This window comes from Desulfomicrobium apsheronum (assembly GCF_900114115.1).
Classification (GTDB): Bacteria; Desulfobacterota; Desulfovibrionia; order Desulfovibrionales; family Desulfomicrobiaceae; genus Desulfomicrobium; species Desulfomicrobium apsheronum.
Window position 1 is genome coordinate 1 of the sequence record NZ_FORX01000030.1, and the last position, 24,950, is coordinate 24,950.

Here is a 24,950-nt window from a genome sequence, read left to right on the forward strand (position 1 = left end):
TCATGTTTTCCACTTCATTTCCGGGGCTCCGATGCCCCGGCCTCATTGAAGCGCCCACCCTTACGGTTAACTGATTTTAGCGCGCCCCGAAGTGTTTGATATGTGTTGTTTTCTTGAGCATGATGTGCCAGCAGATTGGCTGTGGCGTTGAATGGTGACATTATCCGGCGAGCACGCCTGGAGGTTGTGTGAAGAAGTTCTTGTTGTTTTTGATAGTTCTGGCCCTTGGCGCCTATGCGGGAGCCGCATACATGCTTGGGGGCCAGGCCCGGGAGCAGTATTTTTCAGCAGTTAAAGAATACGAGCGGTATGGATTTCTCTCGCTCTCAAATCAGCGCTACGAGCGTGGCTTCTTCACCTCCACGGCTCAGACCCTGGTTGAACTCAAGGTTCCCGGGACCCTGACCGATTCGAACGACGATGAGATCCTGCGTTTTGTCGTCGGTCATGTCCTGCATCATGGCCCCTTGACGGGCGAGGGCGGTAACATTTTCAGCAAGCCGGGGATCATGAGGATCACGAGCACTGTTGAACCTCTGGCTGCCGAAGGAGTGGGACAGACCCTTTTCACCCGGCTCCCCGAGCTGGCGCAAACCACTTCCGAGGTGCGTGTCGGTTTCGGCGGCGAGGTCTCGGGCGATGTGCTCATCCCCGCCATCGACAGGGACATGGACGGCGAGCATGTCACCTGGGGCGGCCTTGCCCTGAAGGGCGAATATCTCCCCACCACCCGCGCCCTGCGCGGCGAGCTGGCCATGCCGGGTCTGGCGCTGAAGACCGCGGACGGGAACATGGAACTTGATGCCCTGTCGTCGGATTTCGACATGATCGAGGTGCTGCCTTTTGTCTATGCAGGTCAGGCCACGGTGGGCGTTTCGGCCATGAACATCACTCCGGCGGAAGGGGACGCGATCACGGTGCGCGATCTGCGTGTATCCTCCAACAGCAGCTGTGACGGCGCCCTGTATCATTGCTCGCAGGTTGTCGGCCTTGAGAGCGTTGACGTAGGCGGAACGGCCTATGGCCCGGCCTCCTGCGAACTGACGGGCAGGAACATCGACGCGGTGGCTCTGAGCGAATTCCAGGCCGGCCTTCGTCAGCTCTACCACACTATGGCCGACACGGAGTCCGAGATGTTCTTCGACAGGGTCGGAGAACTTTATGCCGCTTTCTTTGCCAAGATGCTGACCGGAACGCCGGAACTGAACATGCCGCATTTGCGGGTGGCCACGCCCATGGGTGATTTCACGGGCGCCTTTTCCCTCAAGTTGCTGGCTCCGGGGGCCGAGGCCGCGCTGAATCCGCTCATGCTCCTGCAGCATCTTGAAGCCGCCGCGCAAATGGCCGTGCACGAGGAATTGCTCAAGGGCCTGCTGCGCATCGCTCTGGAAAACGAACAGACCGAGGGTGATCTCGATACCCTGGTGCAGCTGCGCTACGCAGAACAGATCGAGCCGCTGCTGGCGCGCAACCTGATCGTGCGCGAGGACGGCATCATCAAGACCCAGGCCATGTTCGCCAGCGGCAAGCTGACCGTGAACGGACAGGACATGCCCATCTTCTGACGGGCGGCCTGCCTCGAAACTTCTTCAAGGATGACCCATGTTCCGCTTCATTCATGCCGCAGACATCCACCTCGACAGCCCCCTGAGGGGCCTCGAATCCTACCCCGACGCCCCCGTGGAGCAGATCCGCGGGGCCGCGCGGCGGGCCTTCGATAATCTGGTCAGCCTCGCCATCGATGAGGGCGTGGCCTTTGTCCTGCTGGCCGGGGACCTCTTTGACGGCGACTGGAAGGACTACAACACCGGCCTGTACTTCACCCACCGCATGGGCCGCCTGCGCGAGGCGGGCATCCGGGTTTTCCTGGTTTCCGGCAACCATGACGCGGCCAGCTCCCTGACCCGCGCCCTCAGCCTGCCGGACAATGTGACTATTTTCTCCCACAAGAAACCGGAAACCAAGGTGCTCGATGAGCTGGGCGTGGCCATCCACGGCCAGAGCTTCGCCGGGCGCAGCGTGACCGAGGACCTGAGCCGCGCCTATCCGCAGGCTCTGCCCGGCCTGTGCAACATCGGCCTGCTGCACACCAGTCTGACCGGCCGCGCCGGGCACGAGCCCTACGCCCCGTGCACCCTGGAAGGCCTGGCCTCCAAGGGCTACGATTATTGGGCCCTGGGGCATGTGCACCAGGGCGAGGTCGTGCAGACCCATCAGTGGGTGGTCTTTTCCGGCAACATCCAGGCCCGGCACATCCGCGAAGCCGGGGCCAAGGGCTGTAGGCTCGTCACCGTCGAGGACGGGCGGATCACGGACGCGGAATTCCGGTGCCTCGACGTCTTGCGCTTTGCGCTCTGCCGGGTGGACCTTTCGCCGTGCGAGCGCATCGAAGCCGTGGCCGACCGCGTGCGCGAGGCCATGGAGTGTGAGCGGCGCGACGCCGAAGGCCGTCCCGTGGCGCTGCGGGTCGTGCTCGAGGGGCGCAGCGCCCTGCATGAACAGCTGCATCGCCTTGAGGAGCGCCTGCGTGATGACTTCCGCGTCATGGCCGCAGACCTGGGCGACGTGTGGCTCGAAAAGCTGCGTATCGCCACGAAACCCCTGGCTTCCGGCGGCGACGCACCGGATGCCGATTCCCCGCTGGGTGGCCTGGTGCAGGCCATCGCGCAGCTGCGCCTCGACTCGGTCCCGCTCACGGAAATGGTGCCCGAGTTCGAGGCCCTGCGCTCCAAGCTTCCCGCCGAGCTGCTGGGGGACGCCGATCCATTTGGCCCTGACGAGGAAGGGCTGGCCATGCTGCGCGACGAGGTTCGGGAGATGCTCATGGCCAGGCTGCAGGAGGGCGCATGAAGATTAAACGCCTGGAGTTCAAGGCCTACGGGCCGTTCAGCGACCGTGTGCTGGATTTCGATTCGGCCCTGCCCGGGCTGCACGTCGTCCACGGTCCCAACGAGGCGGGCAAATCAAGCGCCATGCGCGCGCTACAGGCCCTTTTTTACGGGTTCCCGCTCCGCACGGGCGACAATTTTCTGCACGCCTACGACCAGCTGCTGGTCGGGGGCTGCCTGCAGCGCGCCGACGGCGACGAGCTGTGTTTCTACCGGCGCAAGAAGAACAAGAATGACCTCTTCGACGCCCAGGACCAGCCCCTCCCCGCCGAGGCCCTCGCCCCGTACCTGCAGGGGCTGGGGCAGGACCTCTTTTCCAGCATGTACGGCATCAACCACGAGACCCTTGTCCAGGGAGGGCAGAGTATCCTCGACCAGGAAGGCGAGATCGGGCAGGCCCTGTTCTCGGCCGGAGCGGGCTTTGCGTCCCTTCGGGCCGTCATCGACGGCCTTGATCGCGAGGCCGACGGGCTGTTCCGGCCACGGGGCACCAGCCGGGAGATCAGCCTGGCCGTCGCGCATTACAAGGAGCTGCAGTCGCGCCTGCGCCAGGTCAGCCTGGGCAGCCAGGAGTGGACTAGGCACCGCCAGGCCCTGGCCCAGGCCGAGGAGGAGCTGCGCGTTTTGACCAGTCGGGGCCTTGAGCTGGAGCGCGAGATCCACCGGCTTGAGCGCCTGGGCCGGGCCTTGCCGTATCTGGGACGGCGAAATTTGGCGCTCGAAAAACTTCAAGCTATGGGCGAGGTTGTAATCCTGCCCGATGATTTCGGCGCCAGACGGCGGCAGTTGGATGAAGAGCGGCGTCTGGCCAAGGTCCGTCTGGAAGGCGCGCTGCAGCGGTTGGCCGAGCTAGAGGGCATGCAGGTTGCCGCCGGCCTGAACCAGGCGGTCCTCGACCATGCCGACGACATCGAGGATCTGCATCAGCGTCTGGGCGAGTACCGCAAGGGCCAGAAGGATTACCCCGGCCTCGAAGGCATGCGCGTGGCCTACAAGACCGAAGCGGCCCAGCTCCTGCGCCGCATCCGGCCGGACCTCGACGTCGGGCAGGCCGAGAGCCTGCGCCCGGGGCTGGCCAGGCGCAAGTCGGTCCAGACCCTTGGGCAGCGGCGCGAGGCTGTGCTGCAGGAGGTCCGCCAGGCCGAACAGCGCCTGCGCGAGCTGCAGCGCGAGCTTGAGGGCAGGAAGGCCGAACTGGCCGCCGCGGGTCCGGCCGCCGAGGCCGGGAACCTGATCCAGGCCCTGAATCTGGTGCTGAAAGCCGGTGATCTGGACGGCGAGCTGGAACGCCGCCGGGCGGACCTGCTGCGCGTCCGGGACGCCTGTCAGGCCGCCTTGCAGCGCCTCGGGCTGTGGGACGGAACCCTGGACGAGGTGGCGGGAGTCCGCCTGCCGCTGCCCGAGACCGTGAATGAATTTGAACAGGCGCTGCAAGTGATGGACGAGGAGCTGCGGCGGCACTCCGTCGAAGAGGAGCGCTTGAGCCAGGAGCTGGCCAACCTGAACCGGGAGTTGCGCGCCATCGAGCACGCTTCCGTGGTCCCGTCGGAGACCGAGCTGGCCGGCTGCCGCGCCCGCCGCGAACAGGGCTGGTCGCTGCTGCGCCGGTGCTGGCTCGACGGGGAGGACGTGACGGGCGAAAGCCTTCTCTATGCGCCTGAGCAGCCCCTGCCCGAGGCGTACGAAGAGAGCGTGGAGCTGGCCGACCAGACCGCCGACCGCATGTACCGCGAAGCGGACCGGGTGCAGAAGCACGGCCAGCTTCTGGCTGGGATCGAGGCCGCGAGCCGGAATCTGGACGAGTCGCGCCGCAGGTCGGAAATCTCGCGCCAGGCGCGTGAGGATCTTCTGGCGCGCTGGCGCAAGCAGTGGGCCGCAAGCTCGATCATCCCCCTTGGCCCGCGCGAGATGCGGGCCTGGCTGGGCAATTTCGAGGCCCTGCGCCTGCAGGTCGAGGAACTCGGCAGAATCGAGGCCGAGGTACGGGCCGGGCAGGCGCGGCAGCAGGAATTGCGGGCTGAGCTGCTGCGGGAGCTGGCGGCGGCGCAGGAGCAGCCGTCCGTACCCGGAACAGGGATCGAGCCGGTGGTGCGTCGGGCCCAGGCCGTGGTCGAGAGCCTGCGCGAAGCCAACTCCAGGCGCGAAGCCCTGGTCAGGTCGGTTCGCGAGCTGGAGGCGGCCCGGAGCAAGGCCGAGGCGGGCGTGCAGACCGCCCGCCTGAATCTGGACGAGTGGCGGCAGGCCTGGGAGGAGGCCCTCGGATTTCTTGGCCTGCCTGGCGGCGCGTCCCCGGACGAGGCCTCCGATTATGTGGAGACGGTGCAGGAGTGCCTGGCCAAGCTCCACGAAGAGGATGTGCTGCGCAAGCGCCTCAAGGGCATCGAGCGCGACGCGCGGGCCTTCGAGAACAGCGTGCGCGAGCTCGCCGCCCTGATCGCCCCGGACGAAAAGGAGCTCGATGCGGCGCTGACGGTGGGGCGGCTCAAGGGCCTTCTGGCCCAGGCCGTGCGGGACCAGGCTGTCTCCATGCGGCACGCCCAGGAAAAGGCCGCCCTGCACGAGACTTCCCGCGTCCTGCGCGAGGAGCTGCGGCTTTTGGACGAAGGCATGGCCGCCCTGCGTTTGCAGTCGCATTGCGCGGACGACGAGTGCATGGACGCGGCCGAGCGCCGTTTTGCCGAGTATGCCGAGGTGCGCCGGGAGCTGCACGAGGTTGAATCGACCCTGGCCGGCATGGCCGAGGGCGGCACCCTGCAGGATCTGGAGGCGCTGGCCGCCGGACAGGACGCCGATGCCCTGCCCGGCAGGATCGTGGCCCTGCGCGCGGAGCTCGATGAGGAGGTCAGGCCGCGGACCGGGCCTTTGGCGGAGCGAGTGGGCCAGGAAAAAAGCGAGCTGGCGCGCATGAACGGCGATGACGCCGCCGCGCGCATCGCCGAGGAGATGCAGGAGGTTCTGGCCCGCATCGCGCGCCTGACGGACAGCTTCATCCGGCTCAAGCTCGCCTCCCGGGTGCTGCGCGCAGAGATCGAGCGCTACCGGGCTGCCCACCAGGACCCGCTGCTGGCTATCGCCTCCGGCCTGTTCAAGGACCTGACCCTGGGCTCCTTCGCCGCGCTGCGGGCGGATATCGACGACGGCGACAGGCCCGTTCTCATGGGCGTGCGTTCAAACGGGTTTCTGGTGCGGGTCGAGGGCATGAGCTCCGGCACCAGGGATCAGCTCTACCTGGCCCTGCGCCTGGCCAGCCTGCAACTGCGTCTGCAGAGCACGGAGGCCATGCCCTTCATCGTCGACGACATCCTCATCAATTTCGACGAAGAGCGCGCCAGGGCCACCCTCGAAGTGTTCGCCGGCATGGCGGGCCTCAACCAGATCATCATGTTCACCCACCAGGCCCAGATCGCGGACATGGCACGGAAGATGGGGATGGAAGACCGGGTGTTCGTGCACGGGCTGTAGTTTAGAGAACGTGCGGAGGGGGCGTCGGGGTGCATCGGTGTTCCTGACAGATTCCGGACAAGAGGGCGGTGTATCAGCGCGGCCGCGTGTCGGACGGTCTCCGGCGAGGGCCGTCGAAACTCCCTCGCCGGTCTCGTAATGCTTCCCGGCCTTGAGTTTTGGTCATTGGGCGGCGCTTCGAATGTGACACTTTCTCACGCACCTGCAAAAAGTCGTGGATGAACCTGAGTGTCATTCCCGCGAAGGCGGGAATCTATTCTTTTCAGATACTTAGAAAGGCGTAAATCCTCTTCTTCAAGGGGATGACGACTTTTTGCAGTGACGTCACTTTCTTTGAGAATCCTTTCCCGGGCGTGATGGGGCTGTATCAGCGCGGCCGCGTGTCGGACGGTCTCCGGCGAGGGCCGTCGAAACTCCCTCGCCGGCCTCGTAATGCTTCCCGGCCTTGAGTTTTAGTCAATGGGCGGCGCTTCGAATGTGACACGGCCGGGAAGCAAACGATGCCTGACTCGGTCAGACAGTCGATGGCCCTCGCCGAAGACCGCCCGACCCGCTCGGACCGGGCGTTGGGCGGGACGGGGAAAGATCGAGCGTTGGGCGGGATGGGGGAAAGATCGGGCGTTGGGCAGGACGGGGGAAAGATCGGGCGTTGGGCGGGACGGGGGAAAGATCGGGCGTTGGGCGGGACGGGGGAAAGATCGGATTCGGGACGGTAGGCATCCGCCATATTCCGATTCCTGCTCCGAATGCCCGCGAAACCAACGTGTCATCCCCGCGCAGGCGGGGAACCATGCTTTCTGAACGCTACAAGCAGTTGCGGCCGGTCATTGCCCCTCCTCCCTGACCCGCATCCCGTCCGCGAGGGTGTCCGGCGGATGCAGGATGACCCGTTCGCCTTCTTTCAGCCCGTCCCGCACCTCGGCGGCCTGGCCGTTCTCGTGGCCGACCTCCACCGTACGCAACACCGCCTTGCTCCCCTCCAGCACAAAGGCCATCCATGCGTTCCCGCGTCTGAACAGGGCTCCGGTCGGCACCTGCAGCACCTTGTCCCCGCGCCAGGTGACGATCCTGGCCTGCACCCCGTAGCGGTCCCCCAGAAGCAGTCCCGGCGGCAGTTCGTCCATGAGCTCGGCCCGCACCTTGACCCGCTGTTCCTCCACGCCGATGGCCGAGACCTTGGTGAACCCCCCGGGCTCCACCACCGTCACCCTGGCCCGCAGCTCCCCCTGGCCGCCCCAGTGCGCGATGGCCGCCTCGGCCCCGGGCGTCACGGCCACGGCGTCGGTCGAGAGCAGTTCGATCTCGATCTCCAGATCGCGCGGGTCGCCGACCTCCATGATGGGCGTGGACGCAGCCACGGCGCGGGCGTTCTCCTCCATGACGGCCAGGACGTACCCGTCCACCGGGGCCAGGATGGGCACGACCTCGTCCTGGCCTGGCGCGGCGCCCCGGCTCAAGGCCGCCTGGGCCACGCGGGCTTCGTGTCCGGCCACCTGCAGGGCGAAGGTCGCCGCCTGCAGCTCCCGCTCCAGCACGCGCACCTGATTCTCCGCCCTGTCCCATTCCTGCCGGGCCACGGCGCCGCTTTTCAGCAGGACGTCCAGGCGCGCGAGGTCCGTGCGCGCCAGCTCCAGGCTCGTGGCCACGCGCTCGCGCTCGGCCCGGCGCACGCGCTCGGCGGCTACGGCCGCGTCCAGCCTGGCCTGCGCTTCGGCCCGGGAGCGCGGGTTCAGGAAGGTCGAGGCCTCGGGCGTCAGCACGGCCAGCACGGTCCGGCCCGCCAGGATCCGTGCCCCGGCGCGCAGCTCCACGCGTCGCAGGAAGCCCGCGGTGGGCGGGAAGACCACGTAGCGGCTGCGGATGCGCGTCTTGCCTTCCTCGGTCACGCTGACGGTCATGGGCGCGCTGGCCACCCGACCCGTCTGCACGGGCAGAGGCGCGGGCCAGAAGCCCGTGATCAGGAGGGCGGCCAGGGCGAGGCACAGAAGGACGAAAAGGAGGATGCGCCACGGACGGCGCCTGCGCGTAGTGTTCATTCGGGAGCCTTCAGTACGGCGAGGAGTTGCAGTTTTCTGATGCGGCGTCCGACCACGAGGAAGGACGCCATGGACGACGAGAGAACAATGAGTACGGCCGTGGCGTAAGCCCTGCCGGTCAGCACCAGCGGCATGCGCACGGACTCGGTGTTGGCCGTGAGGACCAGGACCCGCGCCATCTCGCTACCGATCACAAGCCCCGGCAGCAGGGCCACCAGGGTCAGGAAAATGAGTTCCGAGAGCAGGATCATGGTCGTTTCGATTTCGGAGAAGCCCAGCACGCGCAGGGTGGCCAGGTCGCGGGTGCGCTCGGACAGGGCGATGCGCGCCCCGTTGTAGACCACCCCGCAGGACACGATGACGGCGAAGCCGAAATAGACGGCCTGCACCACGCCCATCATATCGCCCATGGCCAGCTGGAAGCTCTCGCGGGCCGAGGAGGTGAAGACGGCCGATGCGATGGCCGGGGTGTCCGCCGTCGCGTCCAGAAACTCGCCCCGGTACGTGTTGTCCAGGGTCAGGTGCGCGCCGCTGATGACGCGCTCCTCGCCCATGAGCCGCCCCAGGGCGTAAAAGTCCATGTAGGCCCCGACCCCGGCGAAGTCCGTGATGGTCCCGGCCACGAAGGTCTCGAGCACCGGGCGTCGGCCTTCCTGGACCTCGATGCGCACCGGGTCCCCGGGCGCAAGCTCCAGCACCTCGGCCAGCTTCTGGGACAGGAGCAGGCCCGCCAGCGGCAGGTCCACGGCACGCCCTTTGTCGTCGAGGAGCAGGTTCAGGCGCGCGTCGGGCAGCCGTCCGGTCAGGCCGACGCGGCGCTGGCGCAGGCCGTTGACGATGCGTCCCTGCACCACGCGGAAGGGCTCGGCGAGCAGCACTCCCGGCATGGCCGCCAGGGCGTGCAGGGCGGACGGGGAGGCGGGTTCGATGAGCGATACGGTGGCGTCCTGGCGCTGGGCCAGCCGCCACTGGAAGTCCATGAGGTAGTCGATGCCGTCGCCCATGGCCCCGGGCACGATGGGGATGGCCGTGGCCATGGCCAGGCCCAGCGCCGTGAAGAAGGCCTGCCAGGGCCTGCGTTCCAGATTGCGCAGGGCCATGCGCTGGGTGGGCGAGAGCAGGCGCAAAAGGCCCATGCGCTCCAGGACGGACGGCTCGAAGCGCGCCGGAGGCTCGGGCCGCATGGCCTCGGCCGGGGGCAGTTTCACGGCCTGGCGCACGGCCCCGAGCACACCGATGAAGGACGCCCCGGCGCTGGCGGCCAACGCCAGCCCGAGAGCCCACCAGTCGGGACGGAAGGCGAGGTTCGGGAACTGGAAGAAGCGGCGGTAGATCTCCACCAGATTCTGCCCCATCCACAGGCCGACCACGGAGCCCAGCAGGGTGGCGGCCACGACGGCGGCCAGGGCGAATTGGAAATAGTGCAGCCCCACGTCCGCCGAGGAGTAGCCAAAGGCCTTGAGCTGGGCGATCTGCTCGCGCTGCAGGCGGACCAGTCGCGTCAGGGCCGCGCTGGTCATGAAGGCGGCGATGGACAGGAAAATGACCGGGAAGGCGATGGCGAACCCTTTGAGCATGGCGATGCGGTCGTCGATGAGCTTGGTCGAGACGTGCTCCGAGCGGTCGAAGGCTACCAGCGCGCCGTAAGGGGCCAGGATGCGGTCCAGGTCCTTCTTCACGGGACCGGTTTCGGCTCCGGGGGCAAGGGTCAGGATGACGCTGTTGAAGGCGCCCTTGAGGATGAAGGCGTCGGCCAGGGACCCTTCGCTCATCCAGAAGGTGCCGTAGCGGCGGTTGTCGGGCACGGTCTCGCCGGGCCGCGTCTCGTACACGTACTCCGGCGACATGCCGACGCCGACGATGCGCAGCGTAGTCCGCGCCCCGTAGATGGTGGCCTCCAGGGTGTGGCCGGGGACGAAGCCGTGGGCCTTGGCGAAGGGTTCGCTGACCACGACTTCGTCCGGGCTGTAGGGCTCGGGCAGGCGCCCCTGGCGCAGGTGCAGGCGGTTGACCTCCGTCTCCCGGCCGTCGGGCAGGGACAGGACCAGGCCGTCGGCGGGTTCGCGCAGGCCGGGCAGGTCCAGGGTCAGGGCGCCCCTGATGCGCGTCTCCAGGGACGCCACGCCGTCGATCTCCCGCAGGCGCGTCCCGATGGCGTTGGGGGCGCGCTTGAGGTCGCAGAAGACGTGGCCCAGGCGGTGGGAGGCGTAGTACTCGTCCCGGGCCGTCTCCAAAGACATGACCAGCCCGCGGGCCATGATCATGACCATCAGGCCGCAGGCCATGACCAGGGACACGGCGGCCATCTGCCCCTTCATGGACCACAGGTCGCGCAGGAGTTTGACGTTCAGGGCGCGCATGTCACCACTCCAGCTCTTCCGCCCGGCGGCGGGTCGCGTTGGCGCGGATGTCCGTGATGCGCCCGTCCGAGAGCAGGATGACGCGGTCGGCCATGTCCGCGATGGCCACGTTGTGGGTGATGACCACAGCCAGGGTGCCGAGCTCCGCGTTGATGCGCTCGATGGCCGAGAGCACGGTGATGCCCGTGCGCACGTCCAGGGCGCCCGTGGGCTCGTCGCACAGGAGCACGTCGGGGTTCTTGGCGATGGCGCGGGCGATGGCCACGCGCTGCTGCTCGCCGCCCGAGAGCTGGGACGGGAAGTGGTCCATGCGTCCGGACAGGCCGACCCGGTTCAGGGCCTCGGCCGGGTCCATGGGATCGTCGGCGATGTCGGTGATGAGGGCCACGTTCTCGCGGGCCGTGAGGCTGGGAATGAGGTTGTAGAACTGGAAGATGAAGCCGACGTTTTCGCGGCGGTAGGCGGTGAGGGTTGTTTCGTCGGCGCCGGTCAGGTCCTGCCCGCGGTAGGACAGGGATCCGCTGGTGGGGGTGTCGAGGCCGCCCAGGATGTTCAGCAGGGTCGATTTGCCGCTGCCGGACGCGCCGAGGAGCACGACCAGTTCGCCGGGAAAGAGGTCCAAGCTGACCCCGCCCAGGGCCCGCACCTCCACTGCCGCGCCGGGGTAATAGACCTTGGTCAGGTCCAGGGCGCGGATGAGGGGGGAGGGGGGAGGCGTGGTCATGGGGGGGCTCCGTGTTTTTTTGATGCGGTATTACTGAAGCATGAATGGGGGGTTGAGGTCAATTTTGCAGGGGGATGCGGAGGATGGTGGAAGAGTGGGTGCCCGGGGCGTCGCGTCACGCTTCGTTGCGGCAAGGACCGTCGAAACTCCTTCGCGGGCCTCGTAGGGTTTCCCCGTCGCGTGGCTGGACGGGAGGACGAGGCGGCGCGAGAGGCGACGGGGAAACCGACGATGCCTGGCTCAGTCAGACAGTCGACGGCCCTTCCCGGCGCAAAACAGACCGCTCGGGCTTGTGCAGGGGCGAGGCGGTTGAAGAGTCGGGGGGGGGAGAACATGGTGTTTGAGTGCGATGATTGTATATTTGGTTGTGATATCGATGGTTGAGTTGAGATTGGATGGAGGGAGGAGGGGTCCCGGGGCGTCGCGTCACGCTTTGTTGCGGCAAGGACCGCCGAAACTCCTTCGCGGGCCTCGTAGGGTTTCCCCGTCGCGTGGCGGGACGGGAGGACGAGGCGGCGCGAGAGGCGACGGGGAAGCCAACGATGCCTGGCTCAGTCAGACAGTCGACGGCCCTTGCCGCAACAAAGCGCGCCGCTCGGGCTTGCGCAGGGGCGGAGCGGTTGAAGAGTCGGGGAGTGAGAACGTGGGGACTGGGTGTGATGGCTGGGTATTTGATAGAAGTCTGCGCTCACCTCGGTGTCATCCCCGCGCAGGCGGGGATCCATCCGGCGGCATCAGGGAGACTATGCGTCGTGGTGGGTGCGTCATCCCCGCGCAGGCGGGGAGCCATCCGGCGGCATCCGGGAGACTATGCGTCGTGGTGGGTGCGTCATCCCCGCGCAGGCGGGGATCCATCCCCCGATTTTCAAGGTTCGTCAGTTCAAGGCGTGGATTCCCGCTTGCGCGGGAATGACGTGAGATGTGAGTCCGAAGTTGTCTTCGATTCACGAATGTCTCATCGAGGCGACAAGATGAGGAGCATGAAAGAAGCGCCCCCGGGCAGCCGGGGGCGTGGAAGGATTACTGCACGTGGCAGCTGTTGCAGGCCAGGGGGGCGTCGCTTGGGCCCTGGCGCTTGAGCTCGCGGTGGCAGCCGACGCAGCTTTTTTCCGTGTCCTTGGTGGTGTGGAAGGTCCGGTAGACCGAGGAAATTTCCGTCCGTTCCTTGATGTTGTCATGACAGCCTTCGGTCATGCAGCTTTCAATGGTATAGGTGTCAGGCACGGTATGATGGCACTGCTGACAGGCGATATCCATGTGCGAAGCATGATTGAAGGTCACATCCCCTTTTTTTGGCGTGTAGCCTTCAAACTGCTTGGGGCTCATGGTCACGCTCTCGGGGATCTCGAAAGTTTCGCTCAGGGCGATCGTGGCGCTGCCTAAGATCATCAGTCCTACCAGGGCCAGCGTACGAAGACGGTTCATCATTTCCTCCTTGAATGTTCCAGATCTGATCCCCATGCCCCTTTTCCTTCCCGTTGTGGGGGAAATAAAAGCGGGTCAGGGTGTCCCTCGGGTAAAGTTTTCTTTTATATTCTTAGCTTCTGGAGGGCAAGGACTCAAATGTGAACTTTGTCACGAAGCGGAAGCTCGCGCTCGGGTTTGCTACGATTGGCTGTTGCCAACAGTGAGGCGATGCTGTGAAGAGTCATTTTCGCGAAAGTTGGAATCCATTCTTTTCAGGTAGTTGAAAAGACATGAAAGGCCTTCTTCAAGAGGGTGTCGACGTGGTGCATTGGCTTAATGTGTCCCGCGGAAATGCAATTCTTCGTCTTGACAGGAGACGGGCGGCAAGTAGGACATTCCCCGTGCTTGGCGATCTTTTTTCGTCGTTCCGGGTTGCCTCCTCCGGATGATCACGGCGGAGTTCTTCAATTTTTCTTCAGGAGTCCCCATGGCAGACCCCCAGCCTTTAGAGCCTCTGGTGCAGATGGATATCGTCAAGGTCACGGCCGCCGGTTTCGCGCAAGAGACCGATGTCGTGGCCACGGAAGTGCCCGTGACCATCATGACCCGGGATACGGAAATCGCCACCCTGATGTGCACCCCCGAACATCTTGACGATCTGGCGCGTGGCTTTCTGCACACTTCGGGCTTACTGGCCCGGCCTGAGGATTTTCTGGGCTCCGAGGTCGATTCGGCCGTCTGGGCGGTGCGTGTCAGCCTTGCCTGTGAAGTGGACCCGGAGCAACTCTCCCGACGCACTTTCACTTCGGGCTGCGGCAAGGGGGTCATGTTCGCCAGTGCCCTGGAACTGGCCGGAAGCGGACCCATGCCTTCCGGGTTCACCCTCCCCGCCGGGCGCGTCCAGGAGCTTGCGAACTGGTTCCGCCGCTATTCGGACCTGCACCACGCCACGGGCGGCGTGCATACCGTGGCGCTGAGCGTGGACGGACAGGATCCGGAACTGATCCGCGACGACGTCGGACGTCACAACGCCGCCGACAAGGTCGTGGGCAGGGCCCTGGCCCTTGGCTTGGACCTGGGGCGCACGGTCATGATCACCTCGGGGCGCATTTCCTCGGAGATTGTACACAAAGGCAGAAGGGCAGGCATCTCCGTTCTTGTTTCCCTGGGCGCGCCGACTCACCAGGCCGTGCTGTTGGCGCGGGAAATGAACCTGACCCTGATCGGCTTCGCCCGCCAGAATCGCTTTTCCATTTTTTCGGCTCCGGAGCGAATTCTGTGAAACGCCGCGCAACCCGGTTCGTGGGCAAGCAGTGCGTGTTTGCGGCCGTTTTTTGGATTCTGCTCGTCTTCTCGACCGGATGCCTGACCCAGGATGAACGGCTGCTCGAACCCGCTGCCGCCGTCGACCTGATGAGCCAAAACACGAACAACCCCGATTTTGTCATTCTCGACGTGCGCACACCGGGGGAATTCGACCAGGGCTTTATCGAAGGCGCTGTACTGCTTGACTACCACTCCCCCAATTTTGGTGAGCGTTTCGCACAACTGGACCGCGACGCGACCATCTTCCTGTACTGCCGCAGCGGAAATCGCAGCTCGCACGTGCTGCGGATGGCCGACGAACTGGGATTCAGGCGCGTTTACGACCTGCGCGGCGGGATTCTGGCCTGGAAAGAGGCGGGACTGCCGCTGGTAAAAGGAGGAATGAAGATATCATCAGCTCCAGACAGTCCCGCTTCATGAACGAAGATGTCACTGCAAAAAGTCGTCATCCCCTTGAAGAAGGGGATCCATTCCTTTTCTACTGCCTGGAAGGAACACTGAATTTTTGGTCATCTCCTACAAGCTGATGATCTTGTCGGCCACCTGCTGGCTGGTGACCACGTCGAGCATGTTGGTGACCTGCCCGACCGCCTTTTGATCCATGAGCTTGAAGAATTCCAAGCAGGTGCCGCAGACCAGAATGGACACGCCCGCGGCCTCCAGTTTCTTGAGCGCCTCCACGGCCGGATTTGTTGCCGTGGCGAGTTTCACGGCCCCGTTGACCATGATGATGCGCCACAGCGTATCGCCAAGCTCCGGCAGGGTGTTCAGGAAATTGCCCATCAGCCTGGAACCCAGGGTGTCATCTCCCACACCCATGGTGTCTGCCGTGAGAAAGACCAGGATTTTGGACGCGTCGGGAGATTTCGCATTCTCCGGACCATCCTGCGGGGCCTGCGAGGCCTGCGGGGCCTGCGCGGCCTGCGGATCCTGTGAAGAAGCCTTGATGGTCCAAAGCGTGCCGTCCTTGCGCGTCTCGTCTATGCGCATGCCTTTGCTGGCCAGGTAGCGGCTGACGTTGTCCATGGCTGCCTCGTTGTCGACGATGACTTCCATCATTTTGGGCGTTTGCTCGTCCAGAAGGCGCTTGCAACGCAATACGGGGTTGGGGCATGGTTCGTTTTCGCAATTGAGAACTATGGGCATGGTGAGACTCCCTTTTTTTTGAGGATGATTGTCGTGCACCCGGGTTCCGGTCAAATCGTTTAAACCTATGCGTTTTTTATCTTTCCATCGAAAAATTCGATTCCATTCCGATTACATGAGGAGATACATGGTGCGGATTCCCGTTTCCCCCAGGTTGATTGGTGCCGTTTTGGCTTTTGTTGTGCGTCTGTGGCACTTGACCTTGCGTGTGGAGCGGATCAATACCGATGTCTTCACGGATCCGGAGCTGCGCGCCAAGCGTCCAGTGATCATGCTCTGGCACGATGAGATTTTTCCCCTTATTCCCGCCCATGCCGGTGAGCGCATGGCCTGTGTGGTCAGTCAGAGCAAGGACGGGGAGATCCTGACCCGGGTGCTGGAGAGTTTCGGTTTCATGACTGTGCGCGGTTCCAGTTCGCGCGGCGGCATGCGCGCCCTGATCGCCGCCAAGCGAGTCATGGACGAGCAGGGCGTAGGCATCATTTTCACCGTGGACGGACCGCGCGGACCGCGTCACAAGGTCAAGCCGGGGGCCTTGTTCCTGGCCAGGCACGCCGGTTCGCCCATCGTGCCGGTGCGGGCTGTCATGAGCCGGGCAAAGGTTTTTCATCGCGCCTGGGACAAATTTCAACTGCCGTGGCCGTTTTCCAGATGCACCATCATCTACGGCGATCCAGTTTTCCTGCCGGAGCCTTTGGATGATCCCGAAGAAATGCGGAAGCAGTGCGAACATCTTGAACAGATCATGAACTCTCTTGGAAAAAACCTGTGAGACACATAGCTTACAACGCTTTTTTGCCCCTGGGCACGTCATTGTCGCTGGAGCGGCTGCATGCCCTGGGAAACGGTATCGGCAAACTCATGTGGGCCGTCCTGCCTTCAAGGCGCAAGGAAACCACGGCCTGCATGCGCGATCGCCTCGGCCTTGGGGAAAGTGAGGCCAGAGAACTCGCCAAGGCCAGTTTTCGGCACAGCGCCTGCTCCTTTCTGGAGCTTTTTCACGCCCGCTACATGGATCATCGTTTTCTGGAGGAGCGCATCGAATACGAGAATCCGGATCTCTTCGAGCGCATGGGCGCAACGCTGCGTCCCGTCGTGGGAGTGACCGCGCATCTTGGATGCTGGGAGCTGCTGGGCGGCGTGCTCAAGCGCTTCAACACCAAGACCGATTGCCAGGTCGTGGCCCGGCTGCCCAAGGATGCCGCCCTGGCCGATCTGTTGATGCACATGCGCACTCAGAGCAAGATCCGGGTGCTCCCCCATCGCGAGGCCGCGACCGAAGCCCTGGGCAAACTGCGTCGCGGTGGGCTCTGCGCGTTTCTGGTCGATCACAATTGCAAGCGCGCCGAGGCGCAGTTTCTGCCCTTTCTGGGCAAGACTGCGGCGGTGAACAAGGGCCCGGCCATTCTGGCCCTGCGCGCCAAGGCCGAAGTCTGGCCTTTTTTCCTCATCCGCCTGCCGCAGGGGCGGTTTCGGGCCGTGACCCTGCCCTGCCTGGACACGGCCGTTCTTGAGGGCAGCAGGGCGGAGCGGATCGAGCAGATCTGCCGTTTTTACACCGGGGCCGTCGAACAGATGGTGCTGCGCTACCCGGAGCAATGGTTCTGGATGCATCGACGCTGGAAAACCCAGCCGTAAGCCAATGTCGGATTCAAAACGAGTCGAGGTGAACACATGCCCATGAACAGCCTTTTACATGCCGCCCGGGGCGAGGCCCCGGTGGATCTGCTGGTCCGGAACTGTCAGGTGGTCAACGTCCTCTCCGGGGAAATTCATCCCGGCAGCGTTGGCGTGAAGAATGGAGTGATTGTCGGATTTGGCGAATACGAGGCCTTTGATGTCGTCGATGCCTGCGGCCGTCACCTCTGCCCGGGCCTGATCGAGGGGCACATCCACATCGAGTCCACTCTGCTCGACCCTGTCCGGTTCGCGCAGGTGGCGGCTGCCCACGGCACGGCGGTGGTCGTCTGCGACCCGCACGAGCTGGCCAACGTCCTGGGACTGGACGGGATCAGGTGGCTCCTTGAGATTACCCGCGACCTGCCGCTTGATATCCGCTGCATGATGCCATCCTGCGTCCCGGCTACGCATCTGGAGACCGCGGGGGCGGTCATCACCGCCCAGGACATCGCGGCCATGTTCAAGGAATACCCGGACCGCATCCTGGGGCTGGCGGAGATGATGAACTATCCCGGCGTACTCTATCAGGACCCGCAGGTCATGGGGAAGCTCTTCGTGGCCGAGGGGCGCCCCATCGACGGGCACGCTCCAGGCCTGTCCGGCTTCGACCTCAACGCCTACGTCCTGGCCGGACCCGGCAGCGATCACGAGGCCTGTCATCTGGAGGAGGCCCAGGAAAAACTGCGCGCAGGCATGCACGTCATGATCCGCGAGGGCAGCTCCGAAAAGAACCTGTTCGACCTCCTGCCGCTCATCAACGACTTCAACAGCCAGAACTGCTCCCTGGTCACAGACGACCGCCACTGCGACGATCTGCTGCGTGACGGGCATCTGGATCACACCATCCGCCTGGCCGTGAGCCGGGGGCTTGCGCCCATGCGGGCCATCCAGATGGCCTCCATCAACACCGCCCGTTATTTCGGCCTGCGACACAGGGGAGCCGTGGCGCCGGGCTACCGGGCCGATTTTGTGCTGCTCGACGACCTTGAGTCCTTTTCCATTTTTCAGACCTACCTCGGCGGTCGGGCCATCAGTCCCCAGTCTTGGCGACCCGCCTCCACGGAACGTGTCGTGACCAAAAGCGTGCACCTGGACGAGGTGAAACCCTCCTGCCTCGACATGCCCGCTCCGGCCGACGGAAAGAAAGTTCGTGTCATCCGCACGATTCCGGGACAGATTGTGACCGGGATGGACATGGTCGAGCCTCTGGTCCGCGACGGCAAGATCATGGCTGATCCGGATGCCGACGTGGCCAAGCTGGCCGTCTTCGAAAGGCATCACGGCAGCGGCGGGGTGGGGCTCGGGCTGGTGCGGGGGCTCGGACTCAAAAGCGGCGCCATAGCCGGCACCGTGGCCCACGATTCCCATAACCTGATCGTGGCGGGCGTCTCGGACAGCGATATGATCCTGGCCGTGCGTGCCCTGGCCGACTGCGGCGGCGGATTTGTCTGCGTGCGCGACGGCTGGGTGCTCAATCTGGTGCCCCTGCCCCTGGCCGGACTGATGAGCGATCAGGACCCCGAAACCGTCGCGGCCGGGCTGGATCATCTGAACGCCAGTGCCCGGGAACTCGGCTGCCCGGAAAACATCAATCCTTTCATGCAGCTCTCCTTCCTCTCCCTGCCGGTCATTCCCCGTCTGCGCCTGACGGACAAGGGGCTGGTGGACGTGGAGGATTTTGCTTTCACCTCGTTATCTGAATAATTTCTTGCTGTTGTCGGCCGTGCCGATGTATTTTCAATCTGTTGTGATTTCACCTCTAAATGAATTTCGGAGCAAAAATGTGGTATCGCCTCAGCCTGACCTGGAAGGTGCTTTTGATCATCCTTTGTGGTCCCATCCTGCTGGCCGTCGTCATGGCCTATCTGCACATCAGCGATATCCAGGAGGCGGCGATCAATGGGCGACTGAAGGAAAGCCGGTCCGTGGTCATGATGGCCGAATCGGTGCGCGAGGACATGGCGCACAAGCACAAGGTCGGAGTGCTTCGGCCCCTCGACGAACTGAGTAGCGATCCTGCAAAGCTCCTTCAGGCCGTGCCCATCGTCACGTCCATGAACACGGCCGCAGCCAAGGCGGCCGAGGCCGGCTACGAATTCAGGGTTCCCAAGGAAAGCCCGCGCAATCCGAAAAATGCGCCAAACGCCCTGGAGAGGGAAGTCCTGGCCGAGTTCTCGCGCACGAATCTGGCCGAGAAAGTCATCGTCGAGAAGGATCGACTGCTCTATTTCAAGCCCATCCGCCTCTCCGAGGACTGCATGTATTGCCATGGCGATCCCAAGGGCGAAAAGGATCCGACGGGCGGCGTGAAGGAAGGCTGGAAGCCCGGCGAGGTTCACGGAGCGTTCGTCATCATCTCCTCCCTCAAGGAAGCGAACGAGGCCGTGACAATGGCCGCCCTCAGCGTGGGCGGATGGACTTTCGGCATCCTGATCATCCTGGGCGTGCTCGGCTGGTTGCTGGTCAGGGCCAGTCTCCTGAAACCGTTGCGATCCACGGGTGAATTTCTGAAGCGCATGGCTACGGGCGACATGAGCGGAGAGCTCAAGATCGACAGCGGCGATGAGCTGGGCCGGATGCAGATGGATCTGAACAACATGGCGTCCAGCCTGCGGGGCATCGTGACTGAGATCACCCAGCGGGCCAAGGTGCTCATGGGCTCCTCGGCGGAATTGGAGAAAATGTCCGACGGAATGCTCAAAAACGCGGAAGATTTGTCCATGAAGTCCAACACCGTGGCCACCGCCTCGGAAGAGATGAACGCGAACATGAACACCGTGGCCGCAGCCATGGAACAGGCCTCCGTGAACGTGGGCACCGTGGCTGCCGCAGCTGAGGAGATGAGTTCCACCATCAGCGAGATCGCCGGAACCACGGACAAGACCCGCGAGGTGACCATGCGGGCCGTGGACAAGGCCACCTCGGCCTCGGAACGTGTGGACAAGCTCGGAGTGGCGGCCAGGGAAATCGGCAAGGTCACCGAGGCCATCAACGCCATTTCGTCCCAGACCAACCTGCTGGCCCTGAACGCCACCATCGAGGCGGCCCGGGCAGGCGATGCCGGAAAGGGCTTCGCCGTCGTCGCCAACGAGATCAAGGAACTGGCCAACCAGACCGCCACGGCCACAGACGAGATCCGGCAGCGCATCGAAGGCATCCAGACCTCGACCTCCGCCACCGTGGAGGAGATCGCTCAGGTCATGGCGGTCATCGGTGAAGTGCGCGATTTCGTGTCCACCATCGCCGCCGCCGTGGAACAGCAGTCCGCCGCCACCAAGGAGATCGCCGAAAACGTCGGCCAGGCTTCCCTTGGCATCCAGGAAGTGAACGAAAACGTGTCCCAGGCCTCCATGGTCACTGGTGAAATCGCCAAGGACATCGTTCAGGTCAGCGACGCTTCCGGGCATATCTCGGGCAACAGCACCGAACTCAAGCAGAGTTCGGAGAACCTGTCCCTGTTGGCGGGAGCCCTGGAACAGCTGGTGAAGAAGTTCAAGCTTTAGGAGTTTTTTCTTCAGTGTTTGTGAAACGCGCCTTTCGGGGCGCGTTTTTTTTTGGGCTTTTTGTGGAGGATGAAGAGGGTGGGGGCAGGGCGGTCGCGATCCGGTCCGCCCCGGTCAAGACCCGCCGAAACTCTTTCGCGGGCCTCGTAATGCTGAGCCGTTGCGTGGTGGCGCGCGAGGTCGAGGCCGGACGTTTGGCAACGATTCAGCAAACGATGCCTGGCTCAATCAGACAGTCGGCGGGGCTTGACCGGGACGAACCGGACCGCTTGGTGCGGTGTGTCGGGCGGTTGTTGGTGGGGTTTGGAAGGGCGAATTGGTGGTGGAATTTTTTGGAGGATGAAGAGGGTGGGGGCAGGGCGGCCGCGATCCGGTCCGCCCCGGTCAAGACCCGCCGAAACTCTTTCGCGGGCCTCGTAATTCTGAACCGTTGCGTGGTGGCGCGCAAGGCCGTGGCCGGACGTTTGGCAACGATTCAGCAAACGATGCCTGGCTCAATCAGACAGTCGGCGCGCCTTGACCGGGACGAACCGGACCGCTTGGTGCGGTGTGTGGACGGTTTTTGGTGGGGTTTGGAAAGGCGGGTTGGTGGTGTGTGTAAGAGTAGCGGCGTAGTTTTGTTGTAAGTCCCTGTGGTTTTGTGTGTATTTGTCGTGGCGTGCAGACTGGTAAGAATTGGTAAAAAAAGGTTTGACATCTGATTAACTTTTGTTAATTATCCGGACATGAAATTTGATGAGTTCTTCCAGAGGGTGGCCAAGACCACCGGCATCTCCACCCAAAAGGAGCTGGCCGCGCTGCTTGGCATCGACCCTGCCGCCATCACCATGGCCAAGGGCAGAGGTGTGCCCAAATCCTGGGGATTGACCATCGCGGCCGCTTTCGGCGTAAATCCGGGTTGGCTCAAGACCGGGACAGGGCCCGTTTATCAGAATGAGCAGGCAAGCACCCTGCTCGTGCCCAAGGTCGCCGCAAGGGCCTGTGCCGGTGGCGGTTCTTTCGAACTGAGCGACAAGATCGTTGACGAGTTGCCCTTTGACCGTTCCTGGCTGAGCAAAAAGGGCAATCCCGGGCAGATGGTCGCCATGGAAGTCATCGGCGACAGCATGTCTCCGGAACTGGAACCGGGCGACAACATTCTTATCGACCAGAGCCAGAACCAGGTCGCGGACAACAACCTCTATGTCGTCGGCCTCGCGGACAGCATCCAGGTCAAGCGCATTCAGGTCCGCCCCGGGCTGGTGGTTCTGTTCAGCACCAATCAGCGCTATTCGCCGGTCACCCTGCAAGGCGACGAGATCGACACCTTGAGAGTCATTGGCCGTGTTTTGTGGAGCAGCCGGGCTTACGCCTAGAAATTTTTTTGCCGGGCTGATTAACAAAAGTTAATTCTCAATAAATGGGAGGCCTTCCATGCAACAGCGATTTTGTGAATGTGGACATCCGGTTCTGGTGGCGTACGTGATCACGAAAAATGGAATTCTGCACGTGTACCGGGTCAATGCGCGTTTCGGTTCCCCGATGCGCTGCCCGTCGTGCGGGAAGCATCTGGATATAAACGAATTGAGGTAGGACAGAGCTGGCCTTGAAGGGTTTGGCGGACTGGACTCCGGTTTACGAACGAGTCCTCTGGGAGCCTGTGAAGAGGGCAAGAAAAAAGGAGCAAACAGTGTTTGCTCCTTTGTTTCTCAAGTGGTGCGCCCGGCATGATTCGAACATGCGACCTACTGATTCGTAGTCGCAAAAATGCCTTTTCACGACCTTTCACGAACCCTCACATAATTACGCCTTAACCCTTGACACGCCTTGCTTAAAAGAGCATTTGATTATCACGAACTTTCACGAATAAACACCCCCTTTCATGCAAAAAACTGGGAGAGAACTGGGAGAGAGTATGGCCGTCAAGTGGATTCCGACAGGTGAAAAGGGCATCAGGTATTACGAACACCCTACCCGGAAGCATGGCGTGGGCAGGGACAGGTATTTTTCTATTCGCTACACCCTAGGCGGCAAGACCAGGGAAGAGGGTCTTGGCTGGTGGTCCGAAGGCTGGAACCTCGAACGGGCCATTGCCGAGCGATCCAAGTTGAAGGAAGCGCACAGGACGGGGCAAGGCCCTGCTACGCTGGAAGAGAAGCGCGAACAGGCGACCCAGGCCAAGGCCGACGCCGAACGCCAGCGGAAGCTGGAAGAGTCCAGGAACGTGACCCTTGCCGACTACTGGCCGGTTTATCTGACCGTCGCCAAGCTGCTCAAGGCCGACCAGAAAAAAGAGACCTCGTGGACGGCTGAAGAGGGCCTGTTTGAGCATTGGCTGAAGCCGGTTTTGGGTGACGTGATGATCAAGGATATCGACGCTGACCAGTGGGATCGGCTTATGGGCGTGCTGGTGGACGCGGGCCTTGCTCCCAGAACTCGACAATACGCGGCGCTCGTGCTCAGGCAGGTTTTGAGCTTCGCCTATTCCCGCAAGCTGGTCCCCAGTCCCCCGCCCCAAGCCCGTGACGTTGGGGCGACCTTAGGCAAAGGTGGCAATCGCAGGACGCGAGTTTTGACCGGCCAGGAGTTGCAAGAGATCCTCTCCATTCTGTCCGAACGCGACCAGAACGCCTACGCGATCACATTGTTCGCCGCCATGACTGGGTGCAGGTTTGGCGAGGCCGCCGGGCTGGAATGGAAGGACGTTGACCTGGGCGCGGGTGAGGCCCTGTTCAGGAACACGAAGAACGGGACAGACCGGACCATTCCCTTGCCAGACAACCTGGTGGCCTTTCTGAGCGACCTACGCAGTCAGGGCCGCCTTGCCGGGCCTGTGTTCCTGAACGGTGCCGGGAAGCCCTACACGCAACCGCCACAACCATTCCGGGACACCGTGGCGGACTTGGGCTTGAACGAAGGCCGGGGCAAGCGTGACCGCGTTTGTTTTCATACGCTGAGGCACACGGCGGCAACGCGGCTTGCCAAGGCTGGCACGTCAATGCCTGACCTGCAAAAACTTTGCGGGTGGTCCTCCCCGGTCATGGCCTTGAGGTATGCCAAGGGCGAGACCGACACCATGCGCAGGGCCTTGGGCGGACTGAGCGACGAACTTTTCAAACCTTCCCGCGTGGTCAACTTGAAGGGCGAATAATGGTTGACGGCTCAAGCGTCACCGGGTAACAGGTGAACCATGACAGGCGCAACACGACAAGCAAGGCTTCGAGAGAGACGGAAGGATCTTCATCGGCTGGATCTGTGGATCAGCCCCGAATCGGCGGAAATGCTCAAGGCCCTTTGCAGGCGTTACGGCATGACGCAAGGGCCTATGATTGAGAAGCTGGTACGCGAGAAGGCCGCGAAGGAAGGCGATATTTCCGAGTCCTGACATGGATCATGGACTCAAAACAAAAGCGGCCCGGACAGGTGCTACCAACACCGGCCAGGGCCTACCACAACGAACCGATAGGAGGTTCATCATGGGTACGGCACAAGTATTGAACGGCATTGAGAAAGGCAAGGTTTGCGTTGAAACCGAACTGGTCATGGTCATTGGTCAACTCTCTTGGTTCGCCAACGTCTTGGAGGACCACGACGACAATTTGAGCGAGGCCCTCGTGCTCCGTGGCATGATTCGACAACTCGAAGCCCTTGTGGACCCTATCGCTCAGATGCGGCTGGAGGTGCGGTCATGACAATCAACGAACTGCGCATGAACCTTGCCCAGGCCGAACTTCAGGCCGTCCACGCATCCCTCACAGCCATGGCGGGCCATATCGCCCATTGGACACCCGAACGAGTGACGGCGGACCCGGAGGCGGCCCATGCGGGCCTGGACCTTGTTTCCAGATCCGTTCAGTTCATCAGCGAACGTGTTGACCTGGCCATGGATATGGTCAAGCCCGAGAAGCCGCAGGAATAGCCCATTCTTTCCAGGGCCTAGGACCGGATTTGCTACCCGGCCCGAAAAGCGCATGACCTGCCCCGGTTGCGCCTGGCCCTGGATTTATTACCGGGGCGAGGGGCAGCATGAGCGCAAAGCAGAAAGGGCAGTCCTGGCCCGCGTTCTACACGGACACCTTCGAGATTGAGCACGTTATCGAGATTTTGGGTAACAACGCAAGGGCCGGAGACCTTGAAGGCTTCAAACTGCTAATTCGCCGTGAGGTGGCCGTGTTGCAGGGACAACTTGCAGCGTGGGGCGAAGACTTCAGCCTTCTTTTTGAGGCAGAAAACACAAGCGACATTCTTCATGCAATGGAGTTCTACGAATCAAAGCCGTTCGTGCGTCCATTCTCAAATGCTTTGGCCGCGTGTTTTTCCGTGTTGGACTGGTGGGAAGACCTTAGCGAAGAGGACGTCGAAGGTTTCTTGAAAGAGCTGGACGTTAATTTGAGATATGCACTACTGAGCGAGCTTGAAGAGCTGTCCTATGTGGAAGC

Annotated in this window: 20 protein-coding genes; 15 read left to right on the plus strand and 5 right to left on the minus strand. The window is 63.0% G+C overall.

Annotation, left to right across the window (positions count from 1 at the left end; translation table 11 throughout):
* Nucleotides 1-188: 188 nt before the first annotated feature.
* Genes BMZ40_RS18510 through BMZ40_RS18520 form a run of 3 tightly spaced genes read left to right on the plus strand, consistent with a single transcriptional unit; the run spans nt 189 to nt 6,350 of the window.
* Nucleotides 189-1,565, plus strand: a complete 1,377-nt coding sequence (locus BMZ40_RS18510; RefSeq protein WP_092379486.1) for a YdgA family protein — start codon at nt 189-191, stop codon at nt 1,563-1,565.
* A 37-nt stretch (nt 1,566-1,602) separates the two neighbouring features.
* Nucleotides 1,603-2,850, plus strand: coding sequence for a metallophosphoesterase family protein (locus BMZ40_RS18515; RefSeq protein ID WP_092379489.1), 1,248 nt, complete (start codon nt 1,603-1,605; stop codon nt 2,848-2,850).
* The gene (locus BMZ40_RS18520; protein ID WP_092379492.1) at nt 2,847-6,350 is read left to right on the plus strand and encodes an ATP-binding protein; all 3,504 of its coding nucleotides are present in this window, start codon (nt 2,847-2,849) and stop codon (nt 6,348-6,350) included. The genes BMZ40_RS18515 and BMZ40_RS18520 overlap by 4 nt, the downstream gene beginning before the upstream one ends.
* 824 nt (nt 6,351-7,174) lie before the next feature.
* On the opposite strand, the gene BMZ40_RS18530 is transcribed toward BMZ40_RS18520, so the two are convergent.
* The 4 genes from BMZ40_RS18530 to BMZ40_RS18545 form a co-directional block, all read right to left on the minus strand.
* Complete coding sequence (locus BMZ40_RS18530; RefSeq protein WP_092379498.1) at nt 7,175-8,386, minus strand: efflux RND transporter periplasmic adaptor subunit; 1,212 nt, start codon at nt 8,384-8,386, stop codon at nt 7,175-7,177.
* Nucleotides 8,383-10,746, minus strand: a complete 2,364-nt coding sequence (locus BMZ40_RS18535) for an ABC transporter permease (RefSeq protein ID WP_092379500.1) — start codon at nt 10,744-10,746, stop codon at nt 8,383-8,385. Before BMZ40_RS18535 ends, BMZ40_RS18530 begins: the two co-directional genes overlap by 4 nt.
* 1 nt (nt 10,747) lies before the next feature.
* Entirely contained in the window at nt 10,748-11,470 is a 723-nt protein-coding gene (locus BMZ40_RS18540; protein ID WP_092379504.1) for an ABC transporter ATP-binding protein, read from the minus strand.
* Nucleotides 11,471-12,490: 1,020 nt separating this feature from the next.
* Nucleotides 12,491-12,895, minus strand: coding sequence for a cytochrome c3 family protein (locus tag BMZ40_RS18545; protein WP_177193272.1), 405 nt, complete (start codon nt 12,893-12,895; stop codon nt 12,491-12,493).
* Nucleotides 12,896-13,364: 469 nt separating this feature from the next.
* Between BMZ40_RS18545 and fdhD the strand changes: the two genes are divergently transcribed.
* Both fdhD and BMZ40_RS18555 read left to right on the plus strand, forming a co-directional pair.
* Nucleotides 13,365-14,159, plus strand: coding sequence for a formate dehydrogenase accessory sulfurtransferase FdhD (gene fdhD, locus BMZ40_RS18550; RefSeq protein ID WP_177193273.1), 795 nt, complete (start codon nt 13,365-13,367; stop codon nt 14,157-14,159).
* Nucleotides 14,156-14,623, plus strand: coding sequence for a rhodanese-like domain-containing protein (locus BMZ40_RS18555; protein ID WP_092379513.1), 468 nt, complete (start codon nt 14,156-14,158; stop codon nt 14,621-14,623). The genes fdhD and BMZ40_RS18555 overlap by 4 nt, the downstream gene beginning before the upstream one ends.
* Nucleotides 14,624-14,719: 96 nt before the next feature.
* Here BMZ40_RS18555 and yedF read toward each other — a convergent pair whose 3' ends face one another.
* On the minus strand, nt 14,720-15,349 hold the full coding sequence (gene yedF / locus BMZ40_RS18560; RefSeq protein WP_092379516.1) for a sulfurtransferase-like selenium metabolism protein YedF: 630 nt from the start codon (nt 15,347-15,349) through the stop codon (nt 14,720-14,722).
* Between the two features lie 169 nt (nt 15,350-15,518).
* On the opposite strand from yedF, the gene BMZ40_RS18565 reads away from it, so the two are divergent.
* From BMZ40_RS18565 to BMZ40_RS18615, 10 genes are all read left to right on the plus strand, one after another.
* A complete protein-coding gene (locus tag BMZ40_RS18565; protein WP_177193274.1) occupies nt 15,519-16,121 on the plus strand; it encodes a lysophospholipid acyltransferase family protein in 603 nt (200 codons plus the stop codon).
* Nucleotides 16,118-16,987 carry a lysophospholipid acyltransferase family protein gene (locus tag BMZ40_RS18570; protein WP_092379522.1) on the plus strand — a complete coding sequence of 290 codons (870 nt, stop codon included), beginning with the start codon at nt 16,118-16,120 and terminating at the stop codon, nt 16,985-16,987. Before BMZ40_RS18565 ends, BMZ40_RS18570 begins: the two co-directional genes overlap by 4 nt.
* A gap of 36 nt (nt 16,988-17,023) precedes the next feature.
* On the plus strand, nt 17,024-18,733 hold the full coding sequence (gene ade, locus BMZ40_RS18575; protein ID WP_092379526.1) for an adenine deaminase: 1,710 nt from the start codon (nt 17,024-17,026) through the stop codon (nt 18,731-18,733).
* A 77-nt stretch (nt 18,734-18,810) separates the two neighbouring features.
* Nucleotides 18,811-20,532: a methyl-accepting chemotaxis protein gene (locus tag BMZ40_RS18580; protein ID WP_092379529.1), complete on the plus strand. Its 1,722-nt coding sequence runs from the start codon at nt 18,811-18,813 to the stop codon at nt 20,530-20,532.
* A gap of 725 nt (nt 20,533-21,257) precedes the next feature.
* Nucleotides 21,258-21,887: a LexA family transcriptional regulator gene (locus BMZ40_RS18590; RefSeq protein WP_092379535.1), complete on the plus strand. Its 630-nt coding sequence runs from the start codon at nt 21,258-21,260 to the stop codon at nt 21,885-21,887.
* A gap of 539 nt (nt 21,888-22,426) precedes the next feature.
* Nucleotides 22,427-23,662, plus strand: coding sequence for a tyrosine-type recombinase/integrase (locus tag BMZ40_RS18595; protein WP_177193253.1), 1,236 nt, complete (start codon nt 22,427-22,429; stop codon nt 23,660-23,662).
* A 39-nt stretch (nt 23,663-23,701) separates the two neighbouring features.
* Nucleotides 23,702-23,896, plus strand: coding sequence for a RepB family protein (locus BMZ40_RS18600; RefSeq protein WP_092378963.1), 195 nt, complete (start codon nt 23,702-23,704; stop codon nt 23,894-23,896).
* A gap of 91 nt (nt 23,897-23,987) precedes the next feature.
* On the plus strand, nt 23,988-24,203 hold the full coding sequence (locus BMZ40_RS18605; RefSeq protein WP_143075691.1) for a hypothetical protein: 216 nt from the start codon (nt 23,988-23,990) through the stop codon (nt 24,201-24,203).
* Nucleotides 24,200-24,430 (plus strand): hypothetical protein, encoded by a 231-nt coding sequence (locus tag BMZ40_RS18610; protein ID WP_092378970.1) that lies wholly within the window; start codon nt 24,200-24,202, stop codon nt 24,428-24,430. Before BMZ40_RS18605 ends, BMZ40_RS18610 begins: the two co-directional genes overlap by 4 nt.
* 107 nt (nt 24,431-24,537) lie before the next feature.
* Nucleotides 24,538-24,950: hypothetical protein (locus BMZ40_RS18615; protein ID WP_143075692.1), on the plus strand; the 413-nt coding region annotated here is incomplete at its 3' end.